This window comes from Aromatoleum aromaticum EbN1 (genome assembly GCF_000025965.1).
Lineage (GTDB): Bacteria > Pseudomonadota > Gammaproteobacteria > Burkholderiales > Rhodocyclaceae > Aromatoleum > Aromatoleum aromaticum.
The window spans coordinates 3,330,725-3,353,780 of record NC_006513.1 but is presented as its reverse complement, the minus strand read 5'-3'; the positions used below and the strand labels follow the sequence as shown (position 1 = coordinate 3,353,780).

Genomic DNA, 23,056 nt, shown 5'->3' with positions numbered 1-23,056 from the left:
CGCGCCAAAACAACAAGTTGACGGAACACGACCCCGCCATGCAGAAAGAACACAGTCAGCCCGAAAAACCGACGGGCGACACACGCCGGACCAGTCCGGAGAAAATGATCGAAATCCTCGACCTGTTCGAGGAGGAACATCTGCGCTGGACGCCTGAGCAAATGATGGAGCGCCTGCAGTGCCCCCGCTCGACCCTCTACCGGTATTTGCGCGTTCTGACAGACGCCGGTCTGGTCACGTCGCTGCCGGACATCGGCTACACGATCGGTCCGCGCATTGCGGAACTCGACTACGTCATGCGCACGAGCGATCCCCTGATTGCCAGCGGTCGTCCCCTGCTGCAGGCACTCGTGAAAGAGATCGCGGGGATCGGTCTCCTTTGCCGCTATTACAAGGACCGGGTTCTGTGCGTGCATCAGGAGGCCGGCGCGAGCGAGATCCACAGCAGCTACGAGCGCGGCCGCGCGATGCCGATCACGGTGGGCGCGACCTCTCGCGTGATCCTGGCTCATCTCAAGCTGTCGCAACTGCGCCTGCACTATGAACGGCATTCTGAGGAGTTCCGCCAGCTCGGCATGGGCAGGAACTCGGAGGAGGTGCAAGAGCACCTGCGCGAGATCCGAAAACAGGGCTACTGTCTGTCACGCGGCGAAGTCACGCCAGGAGTCATCGGCATTGCCGCGCCGGTGTTCGATAGCGAGAACACGATCATCGGCAGCTTGAGTCTCGTGATACCGGAAACCGGCTTCAACGAGCGTCGCCGCCGCCAGGCGATCGATCGGCTGACTTTCAGCGCGCGTGTTCTGACGAACTCGATGCGTCGGCACGACGAGACCTAAGCAATACGCCGAGTCCCCGGGGGAGCGTGCGCGCGCGGATGCCGCGCGCACGATAGAAAAGAAACGGGCAAGGAGCTTTCGCCCCCTACCCTGCACAACAATGCGTCCGTCTAGCCGCATCACCGGCTAGGCGAAGTTTCAATTCACGACGCCGGAAGCTCAGAACAAGTGGAACATCCCCACGACGATGCCGTTGACATTATCGCCGGGCATTGTCGTTACCCCCGTGGGCCGGATATTGGGAATATTCTGGTTCGACTCGTTGTCGACGTGAGTGTATGCCGTATACAAATTCGTGCGCTTCGACAGCGCATGAATGTAGCCCAGAGTCGCAGCCCTCGCGCCGTTTCGGGAGTCCTCCGCATCGTGTTCGCCGTAGGCGACATAGACCCGGCCGGAGCTGGTCGGGACGCGAACGCCGACATGCCAGACCTTGTCGGTATCATCGGTTTTCACCGTTTGATAGGTTGCGTAAAGCGCAGCTACCTTGAAGTTGTACGAGGCGCCGATCCCCCATTCCTTCTGATCGCCGCCCCCGATTGCGACTTCCTTGCCATGGTGGTACTTCAGCCCCACCTCGAGCGGACCACTGCTGTAATCTCCCGCGAGTGCCCAACGATCTCCGTCCCGGCGATTGTCGTCCTGGTTCCTTTCGCCCAGCGAATAGATTGCTTCGGCCGTCAAGCTGCCGAACTTCGGCGACTTGTACGCGATCGCGTTACTCCAGCGCGCAGGGCTCGCCGGCGTGATTGACGCACCCGCTCCGCCCGAGAGCAGTGCCTGCGGACCGAAAGGCACGCCTCCGGCGGCGTCGTAACGGGCGATGGCATAGCCGGGTGCGTACTGGCGGCCGAGACCGACGAAACCGAGATCACCCTGCAGGCCCACGAACTGCTGGCGGGCACGCAGCCCGCCCGTACCGAGGCCCTCGTTTTGATCGACGCTCAGCGCATATTCAAGCGTGAATACGGCTTTTAGCCCGTCGCCAAGGTCTTCACTACCGCGAAAGCCCAGTCGCGACCCGTAGGCGCCCCCGGAGTCGACGCCGGTGCGCTTGTTGTCGCCCGCCTTCGCATAGCTGAAAAAGGCATCGATGATTCCATAGACGCCTACGTTGGACTGAGCCAATGCGACCGGCGACGTAACCAGACCAGCCAAAAGCGGTGCAATCAGTTTCTTATGCATGCGTTTCTCCCCTGTTTGTGTATGAAGCCGACTCGAGGCCGTTACATACCTCTTCGTCATGCATGAGTGAATATCCACTCGTTTCTTCTCGACGCCTGTTCCATTACGCCACCCCGTCTCCCACTCAGGAGGACGGCCCCTCGGTCGCCGGTGAAACCGGCCCAATAATCGGATCGCTGCTCCGTGTTTCAGGCATGCCTTGTCTTCTCCTTATTGAACGAACTCCAACACGCGGGGGGAACTCGACGACTTATGCGACGACGCCCCAGCTTTTCAGCAGCTGCTGCGCATCGCATAGGGGCGGCGGGGCCGTGCCCTCGGAAAACCGCGGCGCGGGGGCTGGCTGAATCACGCCTTCCTCAGCAACGAACACCCCTCGGGCGACGGCGTGCGGATGGTCCGGCGCCTCGTCCAGATCAAGCACCGGGGCGACGCAAGCGTCGCGCCCGGCGAGCAGCTCGCACCATTCGTCCCGGCTACGCCTGGCGATCGCCTCGGCCACCAGCGATCGCAGCCGCGGCCAGGCGGCCCGGTCCTCGGCCTCGTCGGCGAGGCCGGACTCCAGCCCCAGGCCCGCGACGAAGGCGCGTCGGAACTTCATTTCCGCGGCGGCCACCGCCAGCCAGCGGCCGTCAGAGGTTGCGTAGACGCCATAGAACGGGGAACCGCCGTCGGCCGGGTTGCTGCCGCGATCCAGGTTCCATATGCCGGCCTGGCGCAGCCCGTAAATGAAAGTCATCAGGTGCGCCGCGCCATCCACCATTGCGGCATCCACGACCTGGCCGCGCCCGGTCGAGCGCATCGAAGCGAGGGCTGCGGCAACGCCGAACGCGAGATAGAGGGCGCCGCCGGCGAAGTCGCCGACAAGGTTGAGCGGCGGCACCGGCCCGGCCCCCGCCGGTCCGATGCACGAAAGCGCGCCGGTGAGCGAGATATACGTGATGTCGTGCCCCGCTTCGTCCGCCAGCGGGCCCTCGCGCCCCCAGCCGGTCACACGTCCGTAGACCAGACGCGGGTTGCGCGCCAGGCACACCTCCGGACCCAGTCCGAGACGCTCCATGACTCCCGGCCGGAAGCCCTCGATCAACACGTCGGCCGCGTCGATGATCGCCAGCACCTGCTCGAGCGCCTCGGGCGTCTTGAGGTCCATCCGCAGCCGCGTCTTTCCCTTGTTGAGAAAGTCGAAGCGCTCCGGGATCGGCAACGCGCCCGCGTAGGCGCCGCGGTCGATACGCAGGACTTCTGCTCCCATCTGCCGCAGCAACATGCCGCAGAACGGGGATGGTCCGATTCCGCCGAACTCCACGACCCGCACGCCCGCCAGCGGTCCCTTTCCCTCTGTCATGTCCCCTCTCCCAGGAAAACCGTCGCCTCGATCCGGTTCAGAACGGATACTCGGGGGGCGTGTCGCGGTATGTGACCCATTGCCACTGCGTGAACTCGTCCCAGTTGGCCGGACCGCCGTGGCGCGAGCCATTGCCGGAGGCGCCGCGTCCGCCCATCGGCATGAATCCGTCATCGATGACGGTCTGGTCGTTGATATGGACCAGACCCACCCTGAGGCGCTCGGCGATCGCCTTGCCACGCGTCATCGAGCGGGTCAGGATGCCTGCGGACAGGCCGTACTCGGTGTCGTTGGCCAGGCGCACCGCCTCGTCGTCGCTGGCAAACGTCGTCACCGAAACCACCGGGCCGAAGATCTCCTCGCGAAACGCGGGCATTGATGGTGTCACCCCATCGAGCACGGTCGGGCTGTAACACTGGCCGCGCGCGGTTCCACCGGCCTTCAGGCGCGCGCCGGCGCGTACCGACTCGCTGACGATGCGCTCGACGCGGTCGAGTTGCTTGGCGGTGATCAGGGGGCCCAGTGCCACGGCTTCCCGATACGGATCGCCAACCGGGAGACTTTTCGCCTTTCTTGCCATTCGTTCGACATACGCATCGGCGACCTTCTCATGGACCAGATGGCGTCCGGCGCTCATGCAGATCTGGCCTTGATGCATCCACGACGCGAAAGCGCCGTTGGACACTGCAAGATCGACATCGGCATCATCGAGGACGATCAGCGAGTTCTTGCCACCGAGTTCGAGCGCGACTTTCTTCAAATGACGTCCCGCAAGTTCTCCGACACGACGGCCTACGGCGGTGGAGCCGGTGAACGAGATCATCGTGATGTCGGGATCGGTCACGACGGCTTCACCGGCTTCCGCCTCGCCGGGTAAAACCTGAAGGAGGTTGGGCGGCAAGCCTGCAGCCTCGAACAGCAGTGCGAGCAGCAGGCCGCCGCTGACGGGCGTGCGCGGATCGGGCTTGAGCACCACGGCGTTGCCGGCGCCCAGCGCCGGCGTCAGCGAGCGACTCGAAAGCAGGAACGGAAAGTTGAATGGAGAGATGACGCCGACCACACCGTGGGGGACGCGACGCGCATAACTGAGCGTGCCCTCGTCGCTCGGCAATATCAGGCCTCGCGGCTGCGTCAACATCGCCGCGGCCTCGTGCAGGTGATTGATCACTGCCGCAACTTCGCCCTCGGCCTTCGGCCGGATTCCGCCGGTCTCACGCACGATCCAGTCAGCCACTGCCTGCTGTTCGCGCTCGAGAATGACCGCCGCGCGGCGAAAGATCGCCGCCCGCTTGAGGAACGGCATCGCGGCCCACGCGGGCTGTGCTTCAGCGGCGAGTTGTGCCGCACGCCGCACGTCCCCGGCGCTGGCGAGGCCGACCTCGGCCAGGCGCTCTCCCGTAGCCGGCTCCGTCACCGCCAGAACGCCCCCGTCCAGATCCGTCCATCCGCCAATCCAGCCTTTGCCCATCGACATCCGGTTGACGAATCTCTCTTCCATCGCCTCATCTCCCATTTCGGGTTCCTCGTGAATTCGGCGTCTGCGCTCCAGACTGCCGTGCACGGATCCGCACGGACCCATCGATTCGACTGTCGTCAGTACGCCTTGGCGATGATGCCCTTGAGGGCCTCGTTGGCGCCGCCGTAGATCTTCTGCACGCGGGCATCGACGAACAGGCGGGCGATCGGGTATTCCATCATGTAGCCGTAGCCGCCGAAGAACTGCAGGCACTCGTCGATGATCCGGTTCTGCTTCTCGGAGCACCACCACTTGGCCATCGCGCTGTCGGCGCTGTCGACCGGCTCGCCGTTGAGCACCTTCATGATCAGCGTGTCGATGAAGACGCGGCCGATCTTGGCCTCGGTCATGCATTCGGCCAGCTTTATGCGGGTGTTCTGGAATCCCCACAGCGTCTGGCCGAACATCTTGCGCTCCTTGGCGTAGTCGACCGTCAGCTCGATGGCCCGCTCCGCGGTGGCGATCGACGTCAGCGCGATCACCAGCCGTTCCCGGTCGAAGCCGCTCATCGCCCCGCCGAAGGCCTTGCCCTCGACACCGCCGAGCAGGTTCTCGACCGGTACGCGCAGATCCTCGAGGAACACCTCGTGCGTGTCGATTGCGTGCTGGCCGACTTTCTTGAGCCGACGCCCGAGATGAAATCCGGGGCAGTCGCGCACTTCCACCATGAACATCGACAGCCCGTCCTTGCCGGGCCCGCCGGTCCGGGCGCAGACGATCGCCAGATCAGCCTGGCTGCCCATCGTGACGAAGGTCTTGCTGCCGTTGATGACGTATTCGTTGCCGTCGCGGCGCGCCGTGGTGCGCACGTTCGCGACGTCGCTGCCGCCGCCGGGCTCGGTGACGCACACGGCAATGAAGTGCTCCCCGCTGACGAGCTTCGGCATCCATTTGCGCGTCTGCTCCGGCGTGCCGTTCTTCATCAGCATGTAGGGCCCGCCGGCGCTGCCCGGAACGTAGGGCAATGCGGTGTCGGCGACCCGCGCCTGCTCCTCCATCACGACCACTTCGTGGGCGAAAGTCCCGCCATGGCCGCCGTATTCCTCGGGGATGCCGATGCACAGCAAGCCCAGCTCGCCCGCCTTGCGCCACACTTCGCGGTCGATCTTGCCCTGCTCGACCCAGCGATCGTAATGGGGCGCTACCTCAGTCTCGAAAAAGCGGCGCGCTGTCGTGCGCAGGGCCTCCAGTTCCTCGTTCATCCAGGGGGATCGGTAGGTGGACATTCGCAGGTTCCTCGTGTGTCTTGTTTGTCAGGCAGTCCGGCTCAGGCAACCGCGCCTGATTTGCGCAGCGTGGCAATCGCTTCCGCGCTGAAGCCGAAACCGTCAAGGATGTCGTCGGTGTGTTCGCCGAGGAGCGGTGCGCGCTGGAACACGCCGCCCGGCGTGCGCGTGAGCTTCGCCGGCACGCCGGGTACGGTCACCTTGTGTTTGGAGCCCGGCTGCTCGACCTGCGGCAGCATCTCGCGGATCTGGAAGTACGGATCCTGGAAAATGTCCGCCGAGTCATAGACGGGGGCAAACGGCACTTTGCCACCGAAGATCTGCAGCAGTTCGGCGCGGGTGTGTTCGCGGGTGAAGGACTCGACGACCTCATAGACCGCATCGAAGTTGGCGAGCCGCGCCTGTTCGTTGCAGAAATGCGGATCGTCGATCAGTTCGGGACGTCCGATCACCTCGCAGAACACCGGCCAGTTGCGACCCGGCGGCACGGCAATCACGGCCCAGCCGTCCTTGGTCGAGATGCGGCCGAAGGGGGCGATCTGCGGCAGGCGGCTGCCCGTGGGGCGCGGCACCTCACCCGTATACGTATAGGTGACGGTGACCGTCTCGTTGAGCGCGATCAGGCTGTCGACCATCGACACATCGACGTACTGTCCCTTGCCCGAGGCGCGCGCCTCCCACAGCGCGACCATGGTGGAGAACGCGCCGAACAGCCCCGGTATTGTGTCGCCAGGGCCGCCACCCACCTTGGTCGGGCAATCCGCATCGGGGCCGGTAATGCTCATCAGGCCCCCCATCGCCTGGGCGATGATGTCCACCGCCGGCCAATCGGTATAGGCAGTCTTGCCACCGCGCGGATCGCCGAAACCGCGGATCGACGTATAGACGATGCGCGGGTTGTGATCGGCCAGGGTCTCGTAGCTCAGACCGAGCCGGTCCATGACACCGGCGCGGAAGTTCTCGACCACGCAGTCGGCCTGCTCGACCATCTTGAGGAACGCCTCGCGTCCTTCCGTGCTTTTCAGGTCCAGCACCATGCCGCGCTTGTTGCGATTGCAGCACTGGTACAGCCCGCCGTATTCGCGCGTCGTGTCGTCCTCGGTGAACGGGCCGATGCGGCGCGACACGTCCCCTCCGGGCGGCTCGATCTTGATCACGTCCGCGCCGTGGTCGGCGAGCATCTGCGTGCAGAACGGCGCGGCCAGCGCGTGCCCCAGGTCGAGAACCCGCAAGCCCTTCAGCCCGCCAGTCGTGGAAAATTTGGTCATGGACACCCCATCTGTATGTGTTCTGCTTCAATCACTCTCGACGCGGCCGTGCTTCCCTGAAGCGCAGCCAGATCAGGCGGTGACGACGCGGGCCGCCTTGCCGGGGGTGACCAGGCGCCGGACGAGGTCCTCGTTGAGCTCGATGCCCAGCCCCGGGCCGTCGTTCGGGTACAGGTAGCCGCCTTCGAAGCGCGGCACGTTGAGCGCGATGTCGTTGTCGATGTCGCGGCTGTTGAGGCAGTCGTGGATGTGCAGCGGACCGGCGTTCTCCTGCGGGAACTGCGCAATCCAGTCGTTGGCCGCCAGCAGGTGCGCCGCCGGGCTCGCCTCGAGCCCCGAGCCCACCATGCAGCCGCAGATCACCGGCAGGTTCGCCAGCCGCGCCAGCGTCAGCCAGCGCTGCGCCTTCAAGAGCCCGCCCGCCTTCTGCGTCTTGATCATCAGCCCGTCGGCCGCGCCCTTGTTGATGATCGCCAACAGGTCGTGCAGCTCCTGCGCCGACTCGTCGGCGTAGATCGGCGTGGCGACCTTGCCGCGCAGCCGCGCCATCCCGTCCAGGTCCCACGCCGGCAGCGGCTGCTCGATCTTCGACAGGTTGTACTTCTCCAGCGCGCGGATCGTCGTGAGCGCCTGGTCGTAGGTCCACGCGCCATTGATGTCGATAAACAGATCCACGTCGTCGCCGACCGCGCGACGCACTTCGGCCACCATCGCGATGTCGGCCTTCAGCGGCCCGCCCGCCTTGAGCTTGACGAAGTGAAAGCCTTCCCGCAGCACCGCCAGCGCCTCTTCGGCCACCGCTTCGGGCTCGCCCGCCCCGAGCACCAGCCCCAGCGGAATGCGCTCGATCGTCTTGCCCCCGAGCAGCTGGTACACCGGCACCCCGAAGCGCTTGCCCACCAGGTCGTGCAGCGCAAAGTCCACCGTCGCCTTCGCCTGGTTGTTGTCGCGCGTCAGGATGTCCATCCGCCCGACGATCTTCTCGATCTTCGTCGGGTCCTCGCCGAGCAGCACTTTGGGCGCGAAAAAGTCGCAGATCATCGACGTGATCGAATCCTGCGTCTCGCCGCGATACCACGACGAGGTGTCGCCCGCATCGGCAATCCCCACCAGCCCTTCGTCGCTGTGGAGCTTCAGCAGCACCCCGTCGATGCGCGCCAGCGTCGCCCCCCGCATCAGCTGCGCACGCTTCATCGGCGTCGAGATCGGAATCACTTCCACTTTCGTTATCTTCATAATGACCTCACGTGGTATTCAACTGGCGTCTTGGTATACATCAATCGTATCTGTGAATACCAAAACCGTCAACATGAGTTTTAAACATTTGAATTTCTATTCTTCTAACCGGCTTTCCCGTATGAAAACATGCGCTTATGCGACGTCACCCATGCCAAGGGATGACGTCGAGGCTCTTTTTGTCGTGCAGCACAGACCGCTTCACGCGGCCTCGAAGGGAGAGCGGAGGCGCACAGGCCGGAGGCGTATGCGGATGCCAAGGGAGGACGAGCACCCGCTCCGCCCCGGTAATATCCCGCCCGGATCGAGCCGCCTGGAGCGGAATGACGCAAGCGGCGGGCGGCCTCGAAGATGTTGCCCCGAGAACATCTTCGCGATCACGTAGCGCCCCGCCTGCAGGGCCTGCTCGCCATGCAGTTCGACACGCTCGACCTCGCGGCGGCCGAGGTCGATCTTCAAGCGCCGGCGCAGGAGCGGAGGTGTTTCCTTACCGCTGCGGGGTGAGGTGCATCCACACCGGCAGGCGAACGCCGGCGCGGATCGTCGCGTATTTCATGAAGAAATCCCCGATCGCCGACGTGATGCCAAGCACGGCCATCAGGCCCGTGGACAGTGGCCCGGACAGGCTCGAGAACATCAGCCAGGCGGGCACGAGCACACCGAGCGCTAGCATGCCACCGTAAAAATAGCCGGACATCCGTCCGGCCAGGAGCTCATGCACGGAACGCCGTGCCGCCGCATTGCCGCTGGTCGCCGCGCCGTGAAGCTCCAGCGCGAAGAACAGGCTCACGATGATCGTGATCCCGCCCCAGATCGGCAGCAGCCCCGCCGGCAACGCCTGACCCGAATCCATCAGCCACGCCGTGACGAAAAGGGCCGCGACGCCGCCGCGCAGCGCATAGGCAATGTACAGCGCCGGGTGCAACGGCGAGTTCCAGAACGGTATCGCCTTCGCCGACGTATACACGAAACCCATATAGCCCATCATGATCAGCGTCCCGAGCAGTGCCATCACATAGCCCGCGCTCGCCGGCAGCGAGCCCTGTTGCCACCATGCGCCCGGCCAATGGAGCGGCAACAGGTACAGCGCGGCGCCGGAGAGGAACAGGCTCAAGCCGATGAACCCGCGGGAGATCCACGACGTGCGTACGCGGGTGGCCATGCGCCAGAAGCGGTCGGGCCGGCCGAGAAACCCGAGGTGCGCGATCCCTCCCAGAGCGGCGAGCACAAACGCCACGACAAGGCCCGCCGCCTGCTCGAAGAACAGCGAGAACAGCCACGCCCCGGCCGCGATACCGACGACGAAGTGGCCGATGACGAGAAAGATGCCGCGCCCCTCGCCCCACTCGCGCTGCGGCCGCAGGTCCATCCGCAAATCCTGGATCAGCTGTTCGTACTTCGCATGCGTGTTCATCGATCTTCTCCCGATCAGGCCGGCAGGTAATAAACGGAAGGTCCGGTGCCCAACTCCGGGTGCAGCGGAAAACCGCCGCGGTCCTTGATGAGGCGCGAGACTTCGCTGTTCGGGTCGTCGAGGTCGCCGAAGTAGCGCGCCACGGTCGGGCAGTTCGCGACGCAGGCCGGCTGCTTGCCGGCCTTGACGCGGTCGCGGCAGAAGTTGCACTTCATCACCACGTCGGTCTGGTGGCGCGCGGTGCGCTTCTCCTCGAACGGTGTCGAGCCTTGCGGGAAGTAGTGCTGCGGCTTGTCGTTGAAGTAGCGATTGCCGTACGGGCAGGCCATCATGCAGGTGCGACAGCCGACGCACTTGTCGGGATCAATATCGACGATGCCGTCGTCGCACTTGAAGCTTGCGCCGGTCGGGCACACTTCCACGCACGGCGGGTCCTCGCAGTGGTTGCACAGCACCGGCAGGAACAGTTGTCGCACCGTCGGGAACTGCCCCTCTTCATGCTTGAGCAGCCGGGCGAAGAACACCCCGGGTGGCGTGCCGTTCTCCGCCTTGCACGCGAGCTGGCAGCCGTAACAGGCGATGCAGCGCTTGAGGTCGATCACCATTCCCCATCTCATTTCGCGTTCTCCTCCGCCAGCGTCACCTTGACCCGGGCGCACAGGTCGAGACTGAGGTTGATCGGGCTCGAATGCTCCCAGTCGAGTTCGAGCAAATCATTGAAGAACACGCCCTTGCCTTTCGCGATCGGCATGCCGTCGCCCCAGTGGCCCGCACACGCGGCCACCCCGAGCCCTTCGGGATGAATCGCCTCGGTCAGATGGACCCGGCCGGCGACCTTGCGACCTTTTTCGTTCTCGACCCAGATCCGCGCGCCGTCCTTGAGCCCCTTCTTGCGACCGGTCTCGGCATTGATCGCGATGGTGTAGGAGAAGGGATCGAGCTGCGCGGCTTCATCGAGCCACGGGTTTTCCATCGTGAAGCTGTTGGTGTGCAGGACGTCGCGGTAGTAGAAGGCGTAGAGGTCGAAGCCCGGCTTCTGGCAGCAGTGCGACAGGCAGGGCAGGAAGTCCGGCAGCGGTTCGTAATACTCGGGCGGGATCTTGATGCCACGCGGTGCGGCAATCGCGTCCATCTTCTCGAACACCGGCACAAGGAATTCCCAGTAGACCGGCACGCGCACATCGGCGAACGGCCGCCAGTACACCTCCTCGGGTTTTTTCGGCCACTTGATGACGCCGTGCTCCTTGAACCACTCGAGGCCACGTTCGGGGCCAAAATTGTTTTTCAGGTCCGCGTCGCAGATTTCCTCGAAGCTGTACTTGCGATCGCCCTGCAGGCGGTACGCCCCCTCGAGGTTCATCGCCGCGTTGTAGGCCGCGTTCATGTCGGCACGAATCCCTAGCCGGTCGCCGAGCTCGAGCATCACGTCCTGGAAGCGGCGCTGCTCGCCCACCGGCGGCAGCACTGGCTGGCGGATCGGCCAGCACCATTCGCTGCCCATGCCGGCCGGCAGGCTGAAGATGAACGGGTAGTTCGAGCGCGAGTCGAGCGTCTGCAGGTGGCCGCAGTCGGGCAACACGATGTCGGCAAAGCGCGTCGTCTCGGTCTCGAAGAGATCGATCGACACCATGAACTTGTAGTCGGCGAGCGCCTTGGCGACCGCATCGCGGTTGCCGACGCTCATCAGCGAATTCGCGCCGAAATTGAGCATCACCTCGGGCCGGTACGGCAGCTCGAACTTGTCCCACAGTTCCTCGCGGTCATCCGAGTCCAGATACGGGGTGTTCAGACTCATGACGAAGAAGTCCTGCAGGCCAGCCTTCTGCGGCAGGCGAGGCTCGGCGACCGGATACGGCATGTGGTAGCCCATCCAAGTGCCCGGGATCATCAACCCATCATCGTCCGGATACGGCATGTACGCAAGACGGTCGTTCTCGGGGAAGCCGTTGCTCGCGGGGTTGAAGCCGAGGCACGAGCCGACGACGTCGGCCGCGCCGACGAGATGGTTCAGCAGGTCGATCGCGAAGAAGTTGTAGAGCGAATTCATATGCCCCTGCGAGCCGCGGAAGGCGATCGCCGCGACCGGCCGATACGGCAGGGTCACACCATCGACGACGATCGTGCTGCCGATGCGCGCTTCCTGCGCGAACTCGCGTGCGAGCCGCCGGATGTTCGCCGCGGGCACGGTCGAGATCTTCTCGCCCCACTCGGGCGTGTGCTTGCGCAGATGCTCCCGTAGCAGCGCGAACGCGGGCGTCACGCGCACGCCGTCGACGTCGTATTCACCGTCGAGCGCCATGTCGGCAGCCTCGACCTCGCCGAACGGCCGCGCCGCGCCGGCCTTCAGGTCCCACACCGTCGGCTTGCCGGTCGCCGGGTCGCGCACGTAGCGCTTGTCGGGGCCGATCAGGTACGGTGCGTTGGTCTTCGCCTGCAGGTATGGCGCGTCGTACATGCCGAGCTCGTGGACCATCACGTGGGCCATCGCGAGCGCCAGCGCGGCGTCGGTGCCGACGCGCAGCGGCACCCATTCGGTCGCCTTCGCGGCGGCGAAGTTGCACATCGGGTCAACCACCACCATCTTCATGCCGCGTGCGCGCGCATCGGCCGCGAGCTTCATGTTCGACCCGGACGCATGGCCTGCGCCGTGCCCTTTCGATGCGCCGAAATAGATCGCGTAGTTGCAATATTCGAAATCGGGCACGATCGACCACGAGGCGTGCATCACCCCCGACAGCAGGTGCGCGGCATTGCCGCAGTGCAGCCCGCCACCGGCCATCGACATGTTCGGCGTGCCAAACGCGGCGATGAAGGTCACGAATGGAATGCGGCTCGCAGACACCGTCGTCGTGCGTTGCACGACGAGCTTGCGCGGGTCGTCCTCGCGCACGCGGCGCAGTTGGGCAGTGATCTCGTCAAGCGCCTCGTCCCAGGTGATTTCCTTCCAGCCCGGGTCCTCGTCGAGGCCCTTCTTCGGATTTGTGCGCCGCAACGGCACGGTGAGCCGATTCGGATCGTAGTGCGTCATGATCCCGCTGACGCCCTTGCCGCACAGTCGGCCCTTACCGACGGAACTCTCCGGATTGCCCTCGATCTTGACGACCACCCCATCGACGCGGTGGGCAAGGATCGAACAGGAACCGTAACAGAGCGCACAGGATGTCGGAACCCATTTGTCATTGTGTGACGCTTTCCCGCCGATATCGCTCATGTCATTCATCGCCTTAACCTCCCTCGATCGCGGTGAGCAGAATCATTTCCACTGTTGCCGGCCCGGGCCCCTGATGCACCGGAAGCTCGGGGTTGTCCACCTCGGAACCGTCAACAAAAATCCGGCAGTGGTCGAACTTGCGGCCCTTGGCATCGACCACGTGCCCCAGAAACTCCTCACCCAAGCGCTGTCCGAGTTCGCGGATCACTGCATTGGTCGACAGCCGGTCCGCAATCTGCAACCGGAGCGGGCGTTCTGTCGCACTGCCCGCCAACGTCCCGTACAACCACACATTGACCGTCGCGACCGCGGCGTGCCTGACGGCTCCAACGACCGCGCCAGAAACCGCACGGCCCGGTACTTCTGCGGTCCGGGACTGGCAATCGACCACTGCATCCCAACGGATATTCATCGGTTTTTGTCCATATCATCAGACGTATGATGATTTAAATTACACCCACCTCCACGGACTGTCAAGGCAGCTGCCTTCCAGGACTGGGTTACAGCTCCGCGAACTTCTTTCCGCTCGCGGCCAAGCGTTCGAGCAAGGGGGAAGGCGTCCACCAAGCTCCGTGGCGAGTATGAAATTGCTTCACGTCAGCGAAGATTCCGGCAAGTCCAACCTGATCGGCGTAGTACATCGGTCCGCCGCGCTCGGCCGGAAAACCGTAACCGGTGACGAAAACGATGTCGATGTCGCTCGCGCGCAGCGCGATACCCTGTTCGAGCAGCTTCGCGCCTTCGTTGATCATGCCGTAGAGGCAGCGCTTGATGATTTCGTCTTCGCCGATCGGCCGGCGCTCGATGCCGAGGTGCGCCGAGCGTTCGACGATGTAGCGCTCGATCTCCGGGTCGCGCCGCGGCGTACGGTCGCCGTTCTCGTAGCGATACCAGCCCTTGCCGGACTTCTGTCCCAGGCGGCCCATGTCGCACAGTTCCAGGATCAGGTCGTTCCAGCGCCGGTCCCTCGGGCGGGTGGCCATCTGCGCCTTACGCATCTGCCAGCCGACATCATTGCCGGCCATGTCGTGCACCGCGAACACGCCCATCGCGTAGCCGAAGCGTCCCAGCGCGCTGTCGACCTCGTGCGGCAGCGCGCCTTCCTCGACCAGGAAGTGTGCCTCGCGGACGTACTGGCGGAACAGCGCGTTGCCGATGAAGCCGGGATAAATGCGCGACAGCACCGACACCTTGCCCATGCGCCGGCCCAGGCTCATCAGCGTGGCGATGACTTCCGGCGCAGTGCGCGCGCCGCGCACCACCTCGAGCAACTTCTGCACGTGCGCGGGGCTGAAGAAGTGCGCGCCGACCACGTCCTGCGGCCGCCGCGTGACGACGGCGATCTCGTCGATGTCCAGCCCCGAAGTGTTCGTCGCGAGGATCGCGTCGGGGTGAACGATGGCATCGAGCTTGCGAAAAATGTCCTGTTTCAGCGCCATGTCCTCGAACACCGCCTCGATCACCAGGTCGGCGTCCTTCAGATCCTGCAGGTCGACGGCAGCGCGGATCAGCGCGAGCCGCGCCGCCATCGTCGCGGCATCGAGGCGTCCGCGCGCGACGCTGAACTCGTAATTCCTGCGCACCCGCTCGAGGCCGCGCTCCAGCGCGGCGCCGTCGGTGTCGCACACGGTAACCGGAATGCCGACATTGGCGAACGACATCGCGATGCCGCCGCCCATCGTGCCGGCGCCGATCACGCCGACGCGGCGGATTGGACGCAGCGGCGTGTCGGCCGGAATGTCGGGGATCCGCGCCGCGTCGCGCCGCGCGCCGTCGACGTAGGCCAGAGCCTGCTCACGCGCGGCGTCGCTGACGGAAGCAATCGTCGTCATGAGGCCTCTCCGGATTGATGCGACGACGGAACGAGCGGCGTCGCGCGGGCCTCGAGAAAGTCGCGCAGGCGCTGGGCCGCTTCGGGCGGACGGGGCATGCTCAAGGTCAGGTACTCCATGAACAGGCCGTCGTCGTGCGACAGATCATTGACGCGTGGCAGCACGTTGACGATCTTCCAGTTGGTGTCGGGCGTGTTCGACGCGACCTTCGCCGCGAGTTCCATCGCCTTGTCCAGCGCCTGGCCGGCGGGCACGACGTAGCGCACGAGATTCGCCCGCTCGGCCTCGGCCGCATCGAGCAGGCGGCCGGTCAGCATCATGTCGGTCATCGCGCTGTAGCCGACGACACGCTGGATGCGCACGGTGCCGCCGCCGCCGACGAAGATGCCGCGCTGACCCTCGGGCAGGCCGAAGAACGCGGACTCGTCACACACGCGCACGTGGGCCGCGGTCGCGAGCTCCAGCCCGCCGCCGACGACCGCCCCCTGCAGCGCCGCCACCCACGGAATCGGGCCGCGTGCGACGAGGTCGAAGACCTCATGCCACGAATGCCGCCGGCGCTTGCGCGGCGGTTGTCCGGTCGCACGCGCGAGCGCCTCCGCGAGATCGAGGCCGGCGGAGAAATTCGGACCGTGTGCGTGGAGCACGCCGACATCGGCCTCCTCGTGCGCGCGCAGCACGGCGTCACGCAGTTGGGAAATCACCGTTTCGTTGATCGCATTGCGCTTTTCCGGACGGTTCAACCCGACCAGCGCAATCGCGCCTTCGAGCCGGTAGGTGACGTAATCTTCAGTCATGAATGGGGCCTCTCCGTAAGTGACATCCATTTCGGTGCCGGGTGATCCGAGGCGGGCACGGACGCATTGCCCGCATTGCCGTCACCGCAGTTCGCCTGTTTCATCACATCACTCCGGCGACCGTTGCACATAGAGGCATGTCGAGACTGCTCCGATCTCGCATTGAGAACGCTGGTTTCGGTTTCCACAGGCCCGGCATGCCTCACCTCGGATTGTTCCGGGCGAAGGTCGCCAAGTGCGTTCACTTTTCGAGATGGCTCGGATCTCCGGATGCGCATTTCCGGGCGCCGCGCCAGATGTTTAACTACGGCTACAAACAATGACGGCGTGCCCCACGACGGCTTGCCGCTTCCACCACCCAGCGCAAACAAGGAGAGCTATGAAGATCCTTCGATTCAATGGCGGTCATGTCGGGATCAGCGACGGGCGCAAGGTCGTCGACGTCAGCGATCTGTGCACCTCCTCGCCGGCCGATTGGCCGCCGGTCGGCATCAACCGCCTGATCCGCGATTTCGAGGCACTCAGGCCGCGTCTGCAGGCGCTGCTCGATACCGAACCGGGCGAGCCGATCGAGACGGTGCGGCTCGAAACCCCCGTGCCGTGGCCGAACAAGCTGATGGCCTATCCGGTGAATTATCACGACCATGCGAAGGAAATGGCCTCGCGCGGGCTCGCCAGCATCCAGGGCTATTTCCTCAAATCCAATTCCTCGCTCGTCGGCGCCGCCGACGTCATCGAACTGCCCGCACTGCCCGGCCGGGAGATCCACCACGAATGCGAGATCGCGCTGGTGATCGGCAAGGAGGGACGCCAGATCCCGCCTGAGCGCGCGCTGGAGCACGTGCTCGGCTACGCCTGCCTGCTCGACATGACGGTGCGCGGCAAGGAAGAACGCGTGTTCCGCAAGTCCTATGACACCTTCACGCCGGTGGGGCCCTGGATCGTCACCGCCGACGAGGTACCCGACCCCGCCGACATCGACATGAAGCTGTGGGTCAATGACGAATTGCGCCAGCAGGCAAATACGCGCGACCTGATCGTCGACATCCCGCAGATGGTGTCGATCGCCTCGTCGGCCTCGACGCTGTACCCCGGGGACCTGATCGCCACCGGCACTCCCGCCGGGGTCGGGCGCGTGGTCGCCGGCGACGTGGTGACGATCGAGGTCGCCCGCGTCGGGCGCATGTCGATCCCGGTCGTACAAGGCACGCGCGGGGCCAATGTCGTGTTCGCGCAGCCTTACGAATTCGTTCGCGCACAATGACGGACAAGGAGGAGACGATGAGCGAACCTGTCATTGAACAGCTGCTGGCGACCACCGGCCTCGACGAGCTCTATCCGGTTGTCGCGTCATTGCGCATGACGCCGGGCTGGCACAAGAAGCGGCCCTCGCTGTGGAAGGAGCCGCGCACGGAATTCCGCCCGCTGCACTGGCGCTACGACGTCGGCCGTGCCGCGCTCGATCAGGCCGGGCGCTGGATCGGCACCGATCTGGCCGAGCGGCGCAACTACCTGCTGTTCAACCCGGTCGGCGACAACGACTACGACACGGTGCGCACGCTCGTGGTGGCCTTCCAGATGATCAAGCCGGGCGAATATGCCCGCGCCCACCGCCACACGCCGAACGCGATGCGCCTGATCCTCGACGCCGGGCCGGGTTGCTACACGGTCGTCGACGGCATCAAGCTGCCGATGCGCACCGGCGACTTCCTGCTGACTCCCGGCGGCTGCTGGCACAGCCATTACAACGAGGGCGAAGCGAGCGCGTACTGGATCGACGTGCTCGATGTGCCGCTGGTACACCTGCTCGAACCGATGTTCTTCGAAGATCATCCCGACCGCAGCCAGAAAGTCGTCGCCGAACCCGCCGGGCATCCGTTCTACTTCCCGCCGCAGCGCACGCTGCCGGCGCTCGCGGCAGCGCCGGGCGACGATGGCGTGCAGCGGCTGACGCTGGAGACCGCGCAGCACATTCCGACCGTCGACATCAGCCTGTTGAAGTTCGCCGCAGGCACCGGCCGCGATTTCGGGCGCAACACCGCGAGCCGCGTCTTCGCCGTCGTCGCCGGGCGAGGCACGGCGCGCATCGGCGAACTGACTGCGCAATGGGCGCGCGGCGACGTGATCGCGGTGCCGAGCTGGAGCCCTTACGAGATCCGCGCACACGAGGACGCGGTGTTGCTCGAAGTCTGCGACGAGCCGGTGCTGCGCAAGCTCGGTTTCTACCGGGAAGGAGCACGGCCGGAAGCCCCGGAACATTCCCATCCATCGGACGAGGCATTCGAGTCATGAGCAAATCCAAGGTATTGATCGCCGGTGGCGGCATCGGCGGACTGGCGGCGGCCATCGCGCTGCTCCAGCGCGGCTTCGACGTCGAGATCTACGAACAGGCGGGCGAACTGCGCGAGATCGGCGCGGGCATCCAGATCAGCCCGAACGGCAACCGCGCGCTGGACGCGCTCGGCGTGTTCGAAGCGCTGCAGGCGCTGTCGTGCGGTGCCGACGGCAAGGAGATCCGCCTGTGGAACACCGGCAAGACCTGGAAGCTGTTCGATCTCGGGGACGAGGCGGTGCGCAAGTACGGCTTCCCGTACATGACGGTATTCCGCCCCGACCTGTTGCGCGTACTCGGCGACGAAGTGCGGCGCCTGAAACCCGATGCGCTCCACCTCGGCGCGCGCAGCATCGGCGTGGGCGAGACCGCCGACGGCGTGGTGCTGGAGCTGGCCGACGGCCGCAAGATCCGCGGCGATGTGATGATCGGTGCCGACGGCGTGCACACGCGGATCCGGCCCGCGCTGTTCGGCGCCGACGAGACGCTGTTCTCCGGCATGGTCGCGTGGCGGGCGCTGATCCCGATGGAGGCGCTGCCGGAACACTTCAGCCGCAGCGTCGCCGTCAACTGGGTCGGGCCCGGCGGGCACCTCGTGCATTACCCGGTGCAGGGCGGGAGGATCATGAACTTCGTCGGCACGACGGAAGGCAACACGTGGGCTGCGCCGCCGTGGAGCGCGCCGGCCTCGCGCGAGGAATGCGCCGCCGCCTTCGCCGGCTGGCATGACGACATCCACACGATGCTGCGCCAGGCGCCTTCGGTAACGAAGTGGGCGCTGTGCGGACGCCGCTTCCTCGACACGTGGACGCGGGGGCGCGCGACGCTGCTCGGCGACGCGTGCCACCCGACGCTGCCGTTCCTCGCCCAGGGGGCGGTCCATGCGATCGAGGACGCGGTGGTGCTCGCCCGCTGCCTCGAGAAATACGCCGACGTGCCGGACGCGCTGCGCCGCTACGACGAGGTGCGCCGGCCGCGCGCCCACCGCATGGTGCGCGGCGCAGCGGAGAACACTTCGCGCTTCCACAATCCGGAGCTCGCAACGCCGCAAGGCGCCGAGGTCTTCGTGTCGCGCGAATGGCAGTCGCAGGCGATCAGCGACCGCTACGACTGGCTGTTCACCTACGACGCCGCTGGCGTCGAGATCTGACATACGCTTCATGGAAACACGTCCCTCCTTCCTGCCAGAGGTGTCTCAGTGAACCATCCCAGCCCTGCTCTCGTCGCGCGTCTGCTCCAGCCCGCTTCGATCGCCATTATCGGCGTGTCGGCGGACGCGCGTTCGCTCGGCGGTGTCGTGCTCGGCAATCTCGAACGCTTCGGCTACCGCGGCGACATCCACCTCGTCAGCCGTAACAGCCCCGAAGTGAACGGCCGCGCGTGCGTGCAAACTGTCGACCAGCTGCCGCACGGCATCGATGTCGCGGTGCTGACGGTGCCCGAGGCCGCCGTGCTCGGCACAGTGCAGGCTTGCGGTGCGCGCGGGGTCGGCGCCGTGGTCGTGTTCGCGTCCGGCTACGCCGAAGCGGGGCCGGAAGGCGAGGCCCGGCAGGAGGCGCTCGCAGCGGCGGCACGGGCCGCCGGCATCGCACTAGCCGGCCCCAACTGCATGGGGTTGACCAATTTTCGCGCCGGCATCCCGCTGACCTTCGAATCGATCGAGCCATATCCGTCGTCGGACGTGCCCGGCGTGTCGATCGTCGCGCAGAGCGGCGCGATGGCCAACAACATCCGCGAGGCGATGATCGGCCGCGGCCTGCCGATCACCCATTCGGTGTCGACCGGCAACGAGGCGGTGCTGAGCCTCGAAGACTACGTCGAGTACTTCATCGCCGACGTCAATACATGCGTCATCGCCGTCTATGCCGAACAGGTGCGCCAGCCGCTGCGCTTCCTCGAGCTGGCGGGCCGCGCGCGGGCCGCCGGCAAACCGATCGTGCTGACGATGATCGGCCGCAGCGAACGGGCGCGCGAAGCGGCGCAGTCGCACACCGGCGCGCTCACCGGCGACTACGCGACCGCCAGCGCCCTGCTCGGCGCCGAGGCGGTGATCGTCGCGACGACGCTCGACGAACTGTTCGACGTCATCCCGCTGCTGCTGCGCCACCCGCAACCGTCGGCTGCGGGGCTTGCCTTCGTCACCGGCTCGGGGGCAATGAAGAACGTTGCGCTCGACCTCGGCCAGGACCTCGGCCTCGAATTCCCCGCGTTCACCCACGGCACGGTGGAGAAACTGCAGACGATCCTGCCCGGCTACGCAGTCAGCGAGAACCCGCTCGATTACACGACGGTGTCGATGCGCGACCCGGCGCTGATGGGCACGGTGATCGACGTCGTCGTCGCGGACCCGAACTGCGGCGGCGTCATCGTCGCCCAGATGGCGGGCTCCGCGCTCGGCCAGCGCGACAAGGCCGAGCACATGGTGCCGGCGGTGGCGCGGGCGGACAAACCCGCGGCGCTGGTGATCATGGGCGACGACGGCCCGCTGCACCCGGTGCTCGCCGACGCCGTACGGACGAGCGGCGTGCCGTTCTTCCGCTCGCCGGATCGCGCGATGCGCGCGATGGCACTCGTCAACCGCTATGGCTTGGCGCTCGAGCAGCGCCGCGAGGCCGCGGCACCGGCAGTGCTGCCGGCACTGTCTCATCCCCCGAGCGCTTTCCCCGAAGGCGGCGTGATCGCCGAATACCGCGGCAAGGCATGGCTCGCGCAGGCCGGACTGCCCACGCCGCCGGGCGCGCTCGCGCGCGACGTCGACGAAGCGGTGCGCATCGCCACCGGGCTGGGCTGGCCAGTGGTGCTGAAGGCGCAGGCCAGCGCGTTGCCGCACAAGAGCGATGTCGGCGGAGTGATCGTCAACATCGGCGATGAAGCGGGCCTGCGCGCGGCGTGGACACGCATGCAGGACGATGTCGCACGCGCGCGGCCCGATCTCGTGCTCGACGGCATCCTGGTCGAGAAGATGGGCGCCCGTGGCCTCGAACTCGTGGTCGGTGCGCGGCGCGACCCGCAGTGGGGCCCGATCGTGCTGGTCGGCCTCGGCGGCATCTGGATCGAGGTGCTGAAGGACGTGCGCCTGCTGCCGGCCGACGCCGACGAGGCCCACATCGTGCGTGAACTGGGCAAACTGAAGGCCGCCGCGATGCTCGACGGTTTGCGCGGCCAGCCGCCGGTCGATAAGCGCGCGCTCGCCCGTGCGGTCGCGACGGTCGGCGCGCTGATGCGCACGATGCCCGAGATCCGCGAGATCGACATCAACCCGCTGGTGGCCTACCCGGGGAGCGTGCTCGCACTCGACGCGCTGATCGTCTGCGAGTCGAAGGACGACAGGCGGTAAGACCACCGTGCCGTGGCGAGGACGAAGCCTTCCGTCGGGATGTGGGGATTATCTTGTTTTGATGCGATGATTTCCCCGTTCCCGCACTGCCCGCAAGCCTCCTGGCCCGCGCGGGCCGTGGCGGCCCCGCCACTGCCCGATATCGGGCGGAAGCGGAAGCTCACCGGAAGGGGATCATCTTGGTTTTCGAGGATTTGAAGACATTCGTCGCCGTTGCCCGAAATGGCAGCTTCGCGCGGGCGGCAGCGGACCTGTGCGTCGCCCAGTCGGCGCTGAGCAAGCGTGTGCGCCGGCTGGAGACGCGGCTCGGCACGGCGCTGCTGGAACGACGCGCACGCGGCGTGGTGCTGACCGCGGTCGGCCAGGCCTTCCTCGTGCGCGCCCAGCGGCTCGTCGATGAGCTGCTCGACCTCGAGCGCAACCTGTCGTCCTTCGTGCAGCTGCCGACCGGCAAGGTGTGCGTCGCACTGCCGCAGCGCACCTGCGGTCTGCTCGCGCCACCGGTCATCGAACGTTGCCGCAGGGAGCTGCCGCTGGTCGACGTGCAGGTGCTCGAAGGCACCAACGCCAATGTGCATGGCTGGCTGATGCGCGGCGAGGCGGACCTGGCGATGACCTACAACGCCGATCTCGGAGCGGGGTTTTCGGTCGAGCCGTTTCTGGTCGAACCGCTGTACCTGTTCGCCTCGGCCGATGTCGTGGAAGCGCAGTTCGGGCGCCCGGTGCCCGAGTGCTGCGCGCTGGCCGACCTGGCGACGCTGCCGCTGATCCTGCCGCGCAAGCCCGACGTCGTACGCGTGCTGATCGACCGCCTCGCGGCGGGTCAGGGCCTGCGGCCGAACATCATCTACGAGACCGACGGCATCAACGTGATCTACGGCCTGCTCAAGCGCGGCATGGGGGTGACGGTTTTCAGCCGGAGCACGACCTGGAGCGAAGCGGTCGAATCGGAGCACGTCGTCGCGATTCCGTTCGCGTCGCCGCTGGTCAATTGGAAGATGTATTTGGTGCGGGCGCGCAAGAACAGCGGGGCAGCGGCTATCGATCGAGTCAACGAAATCGTCAAGCAGGAGCTGGAACTGCTGCTCGACAACGGCTCCTGGCCCAATGCCCGGCGTATCGTCAGCGAAGCCGCCAGCCGGCCCTGAGCAGGCGATCGCCTCTGCAACCGGCCGCTCCGAGCAACTCGGCACGGGACATTTCGGAATCATCACACATGCTGGGGTCGATACGGGCGGCCAGTTTAAGGAGTTTGCCCGTCGGCGGAAGGGAGGCGCGCCCACCACCGTATCGCAAGCACGCCATAGAGCAGGTCATCGACGGGGCGCCCATACGATTTCGCCCCGGTCAGCGCCCCCTGCAAGAGGCCGATGATCGAGAAGCCCAAGCGCGCCCAGTGACCACCCTGGGGCGAATCGACATGAGCGCTCAAAAAGATATCCCGGACGGGCAGCGTCGCCGGCACCGCGACGGGGAGTGAAGACTGCGAACCCTCGGACGAGTCGGCTATGCGCATCT

At 65.8% G+C, this 23,056-nt stretch carries 19 protein-coding genes; 6 read left to right on the top strand and 13 right to left on the bottom strand.

From position 1 onward, the window contains the following. The first annotated feature begins 38 nt into the window (after positions 1 to 38). Positions 39 to 839, top strand: a complete 801-nt coding sequence (locus EBN1_RS15960) for an IclR family transcriptional regulator (protein ID WP_011239003.1) — start codon at positions 39 to 41, stop codon at positions 837 to 839. Between the two features lie 159 nt (positions 840 to 998). Here the strand turns inward: EBN1_RS15960 and EBN1_RS15955 are convergent, their stop codons facing one another. The 13 genes from EBN1_RS15955 to EBN1_RS15895 form a co-directional block, all read right to left on the bottom strand. Further along, the gene (locus tag EBN1_RS15955; RefSeq protein WP_011239002.1) at positions 999 to 2,024 is read right to left on the bottom strand and encodes a porin; all 1,026 of its coding nucleotides are present in this window, start codon (positions 2,022 to 2,024) and stop codon (positions 999 to 1,001) included. Positions 2,025 to 2,274: 250 nt separating this feature from the next. Further along, complete coding sequence (locus EBN1_RS15950; RefSeq protein ID WP_011239001.1) at positions 2,275 to 3,369, bottom strand: CaiB/BaiF CoA transferase family protein; 1,095 nt, start codon at positions 3,367 to 3,369, stop codon at positions 2,275 to 2,277. Between the two features lie 37 nt (positions 3,370 to 3,406). Then, positions 3,407 to 4,867, bottom strand: a complete 1,461-nt coding sequence (locus EBN1_RS15945; protein WP_197531821.1) for a benzaldehyde dehydrogenase — start codon at positions 4,865 to 4,867, stop codon at positions 3,407 to 3,409. A gap of 95 nt (positions 4,868 to 4,962) precedes the next feature. Then, on the bottom strand, positions 4,963 to 6,111 hold the full coding sequence (locus tag EBN1_RS15940) for an acyl-CoA dehydrogenase family protein (protein ID WP_011238999.1): 1,149 nt from the start codon (positions 6,109 to 6,111) through the stop codon (positions 4,963 to 4,965). A 41-nt stretch (positions 6,112 to 6,152) separates the two neighbouring features. Continuing rightward, complete coding sequence (locus EBN1_RS15935) at positions 6,153 to 7,379, bottom strand: CaiB/BaiF CoA transferase family protein (protein WP_011238998.1); 1,227 nt, start codon at positions 7,377 to 7,379, stop codon at positions 6,153 to 6,155. Between the two features lie 72 nt (positions 7,380 to 7,451). Continuing rightward, positions 7,452 to 8,615, bottom strand: a complete 1,164-nt coding sequence (locus EBN1_RS15930) for a mandelate racemase/muconate lactonizing enzyme family protein (RefSeq protein WP_011238997.1) — start codon at positions 8,613 to 8,615, stop codon at positions 7,452 to 7,454. A 201-nt stretch (positions 8,616 to 8,816) separates the two neighbouring features. Continuing rightward, complete coding sequence (locus EBN1_RS15925) at positions 8,817 to 9,074, bottom strand: hypothetical protein (RefSeq protein WP_011238996.1); 258 nt, start codon at positions 9,072 to 9,074, stop codon at positions 8,817 to 8,819. A 28-nt stretch (positions 9,075 to 9,102) separates the two neighbouring features. Further along, a complete protein-coding gene (gene nrfD, locus EBN1_RS15920; RefSeq protein ID WP_011238995.1) occupies positions 9,103 to 10,029 on the bottom strand; it encodes an NrfD/PsrC family molybdoenzyme membrane anchor subunit in 927 nt (308 codons plus the stop codon). A 14-nt stretch (positions 10,030 to 10,043) separates the two neighbouring features. Then, positions 10,044 to 10,646: a sulfate reduction electron transfer complex DsrMKJOP subunit DsrO gene (gene dsrO, locus EBN1_RS15915; protein WP_011238994.1), complete on the bottom strand. Its 603-nt coding sequence runs from the start codon at positions 10,644 to 10,646 to the stop codon at positions 10,044 to 10,046. Beyond that, complete coding sequence (locus EBN1_RS15910; protein WP_011238993.1) at positions 10,643 to 13,249, bottom strand: molybdopterin-binding protein; 2,607 nt, start codon at positions 13,247 to 13,249, stop codon at positions 10,643 to 10,645. The genes dsrO and EBN1_RS15910 overlap by 4 nt, the downstream gene beginning before the upstream one ends. A gap of 4 nt (positions 13,250 to 13,253) precedes the next feature. After that, on the bottom strand, positions 13,254 to 13,652 hold the full coding sequence (locus tag EBN1_RS15905) for a MoaD/ThiS family protein (RefSeq protein ID WP_011238992.1): 399 nt from the start codon (positions 13,650 to 13,652) through the stop codon (positions 13,254 to 13,256). An 88-nt stretch (positions 13,653 to 13,740) separates the two neighbouring features. Continuing rightward, positions 13,741 to 15,072 carry a 3-hydroxyacyl-CoA dehydrogenase gene (locus EBN1_RS15900; RefSeq protein ID WP_011238991.1) on the bottom strand — a complete coding sequence of 444 codons (1,332 nt, stop codon included), beginning with the start codon at positions 15,070 to 15,072 and terminating at the stop codon, positions 13,741 to 13,743. Beyond that, positions 15,069 to 15,869, bottom strand: coding sequence for a crotonase/enoyl-CoA hydratase family protein (locus EBN1_RS15895; protein ID WP_011238990.1), 801 nt, complete (start codon positions 15,867 to 15,869; stop codon positions 15,069 to 15,071). Before EBN1_RS15895 ends, EBN1_RS15900 begins: the two co-directional genes overlap by 4 nt. 379 nt (positions 15,870 to 16,248) lie before the next feature. On the opposite strand from EBN1_RS15895, the gene EBN1_RS15890 reads away from it, so the two are divergent. The 5 genes from EBN1_RS15890 to EBN1_RS15870 all read left to right on the top strand — a co-directional run bounded on the left by EBN1_RS15890 (position 16,249) and on the right by EBN1_RS15870 (position 22,686). Next, positions 16,249 to 17,133, top strand: coding sequence for a fumarylacetoacetate hydrolase family protein (locus tag EBN1_RS15890; RefSeq protein ID WP_011238989.1), 885 nt, complete (start codon positions 16,249 to 16,251; stop codon positions 17,131 to 17,133). A gap of 17 nt (positions 17,134 to 17,150) precedes the next feature. After that, positions 17,151 to 18,161 (top strand): cupin domain-containing protein, encoded by a 1,011-nt coding sequence (locus EBN1_RS15885; RefSeq protein ID WP_011238988.1) that lies wholly within the window; start codon positions 17,151 to 17,153, stop codon positions 18,159 to 18,161. Further along, positions 18,158 to 19,351, top strand: coding sequence for an FAD-dependent monooxygenase (locus EBN1_RS15880; protein ID WP_011238987.1), 1,194 nt, complete (start codon positions 18,158 to 18,160; stop codon positions 19,349 to 19,351). The genes EBN1_RS15885 and EBN1_RS15880 overlap by 4 nt, the downstream gene beginning before the upstream one ends. A gap of 48 nt (positions 19,352 to 19,399) precedes the next feature. Further along, a complete protein-coding gene (locus EBN1_RS15875) occupies positions 19,400 to 21,538 on the top strand; it encodes an acetate--CoA ligase family protein (protein WP_011238986.1) in 2,139 nt (712 codons plus the stop codon). A 179-nt stretch (positions 21,539 to 21,717) separates the two neighbouring features. Next, positions 21,718 to 22,686 (top strand): LysR family transcriptional regulator, encoded by a 969-nt coding sequence (locus EBN1_RS15870; RefSeq protein WP_011238985.1) that lies wholly within the window; start codon positions 21,718 to 21,720, stop codon positions 22,684 to 22,686. Positions 22,687 to 23,056: the final 370 nt, after the last annotated feature.

Excerpts from the sequence above, each read along its gene's own strand:
- EBN1_RS15880 (WP_011238987.1), top strand. The coding sequence starts at position 18,158 with ATGAGCAAATCCAAGGTATTGATCGCCGGTGGCGGCATCGGCGGACTG.
- EBN1_RS15910 (WP_011238993.1), bottom strand. The coding sequence starts at position 13,249 with ATGAATGACATGAGCGATATCGGCGGGAAAGCGTCACACAATGACAAA.
- nrfD (WP_011238995.1), bottom strand. The coding sequence starts at position 10,029 with ATGAACACGCATGCGAAGTACGAACAGCTGATCCAGGATTTGCGGATG.
- EBN1_RS15895 (WP_011238990.1), bottom strand. The coding sequence starts at position 15,869 with ATGACTGAAGATTACGTCACCTACCGGCTCGAAGGCGCGATTGCGCTG.
- EBN1_RS15960 (WP_011239003.1), top strand. The coding sequence starts at position 39 with ATGCAGAAAGAACACAGTCAGCCCGAAAAACCGACGGGCGACACACGC.
- EBN1_RS15955 (WP_011239002.1), bottom strand. The coding sequence starts at position 2,024 with ATGCATAAGAAACTGATTGCACCGCTTTTGGCTGGTCTGGTTACGTCG.
- EBN1_RS15945 (WP_197531821.1), bottom strand. The coding sequence starts at position 4,867 with ATGGAAGAGAGATTCGTCAACCGGATGTCGATGGGCAAAGGCTGGATT.
- EBN1_RS15935 (WP_011238998.1), bottom strand. The coding sequence starts at position 7,379 with ATGACCAAATTTTCCACGACTGGCGGGCTGAAGGGCTTGCGGGTTCTC.
- EBN1_RS15940 (WP_011238999.1), bottom strand. The coding sequence starts at position 6,111 with ATGTCCACCTACCGATCCCCCTGGATGAACGAGGAACTGGAGGCCCTG.
- EBN1_RS15885 (WP_011238988.1), top strand. The coding sequence starts at position 17,151 with ATGAGCGAACCTGTCATTGAACAGCTGCTGGCGACCACCGGCCTCGAC.
- dsrO (WP_011238994.1), bottom strand. The coding sequence starts at position 10,646 with ATGAGATGGGGAATGGTGATCGACCTCAAGCGCTGCATCGCCTGTTAC.
- EBN1_RS15900 (WP_011238991.1), bottom strand. The coding sequence starts at position 15,072 with ATGACGACGATTGCTTCCGTCAGCGACGCCGCGCGTGAGCAGGCTCTG.
- EBN1_RS15930 (WP_011238997.1), bottom strand. The coding sequence starts at position 8,615 with ATGAAGATAACGAAAGTGGAAGTGATTCCGATCTCGACGCCGATGAAG.
- EBN1_RS15905 (WP_011238992.1), bottom strand. The coding sequence starts at position 13,652 with ATGAATATCCGTTGGGATGCAGTGGTCGATTGCCAGTCCCGGACCGCA.
- EBN1_RS15950 (WP_011239001.1), bottom strand. The coding sequence starts at position 3,369 with ATGACAGAGGGAAAGGGACCGCTGGCGGGCGTGCGGGTCGTGGAGTTC.
- EBN1_RS15890 (WP_011238989.1), top strand. The coding sequence starts at position 16,249 with ATGAAGATCCTTCGATTCAATGGCGGTCATGTCGGGATCAGCGACGGG.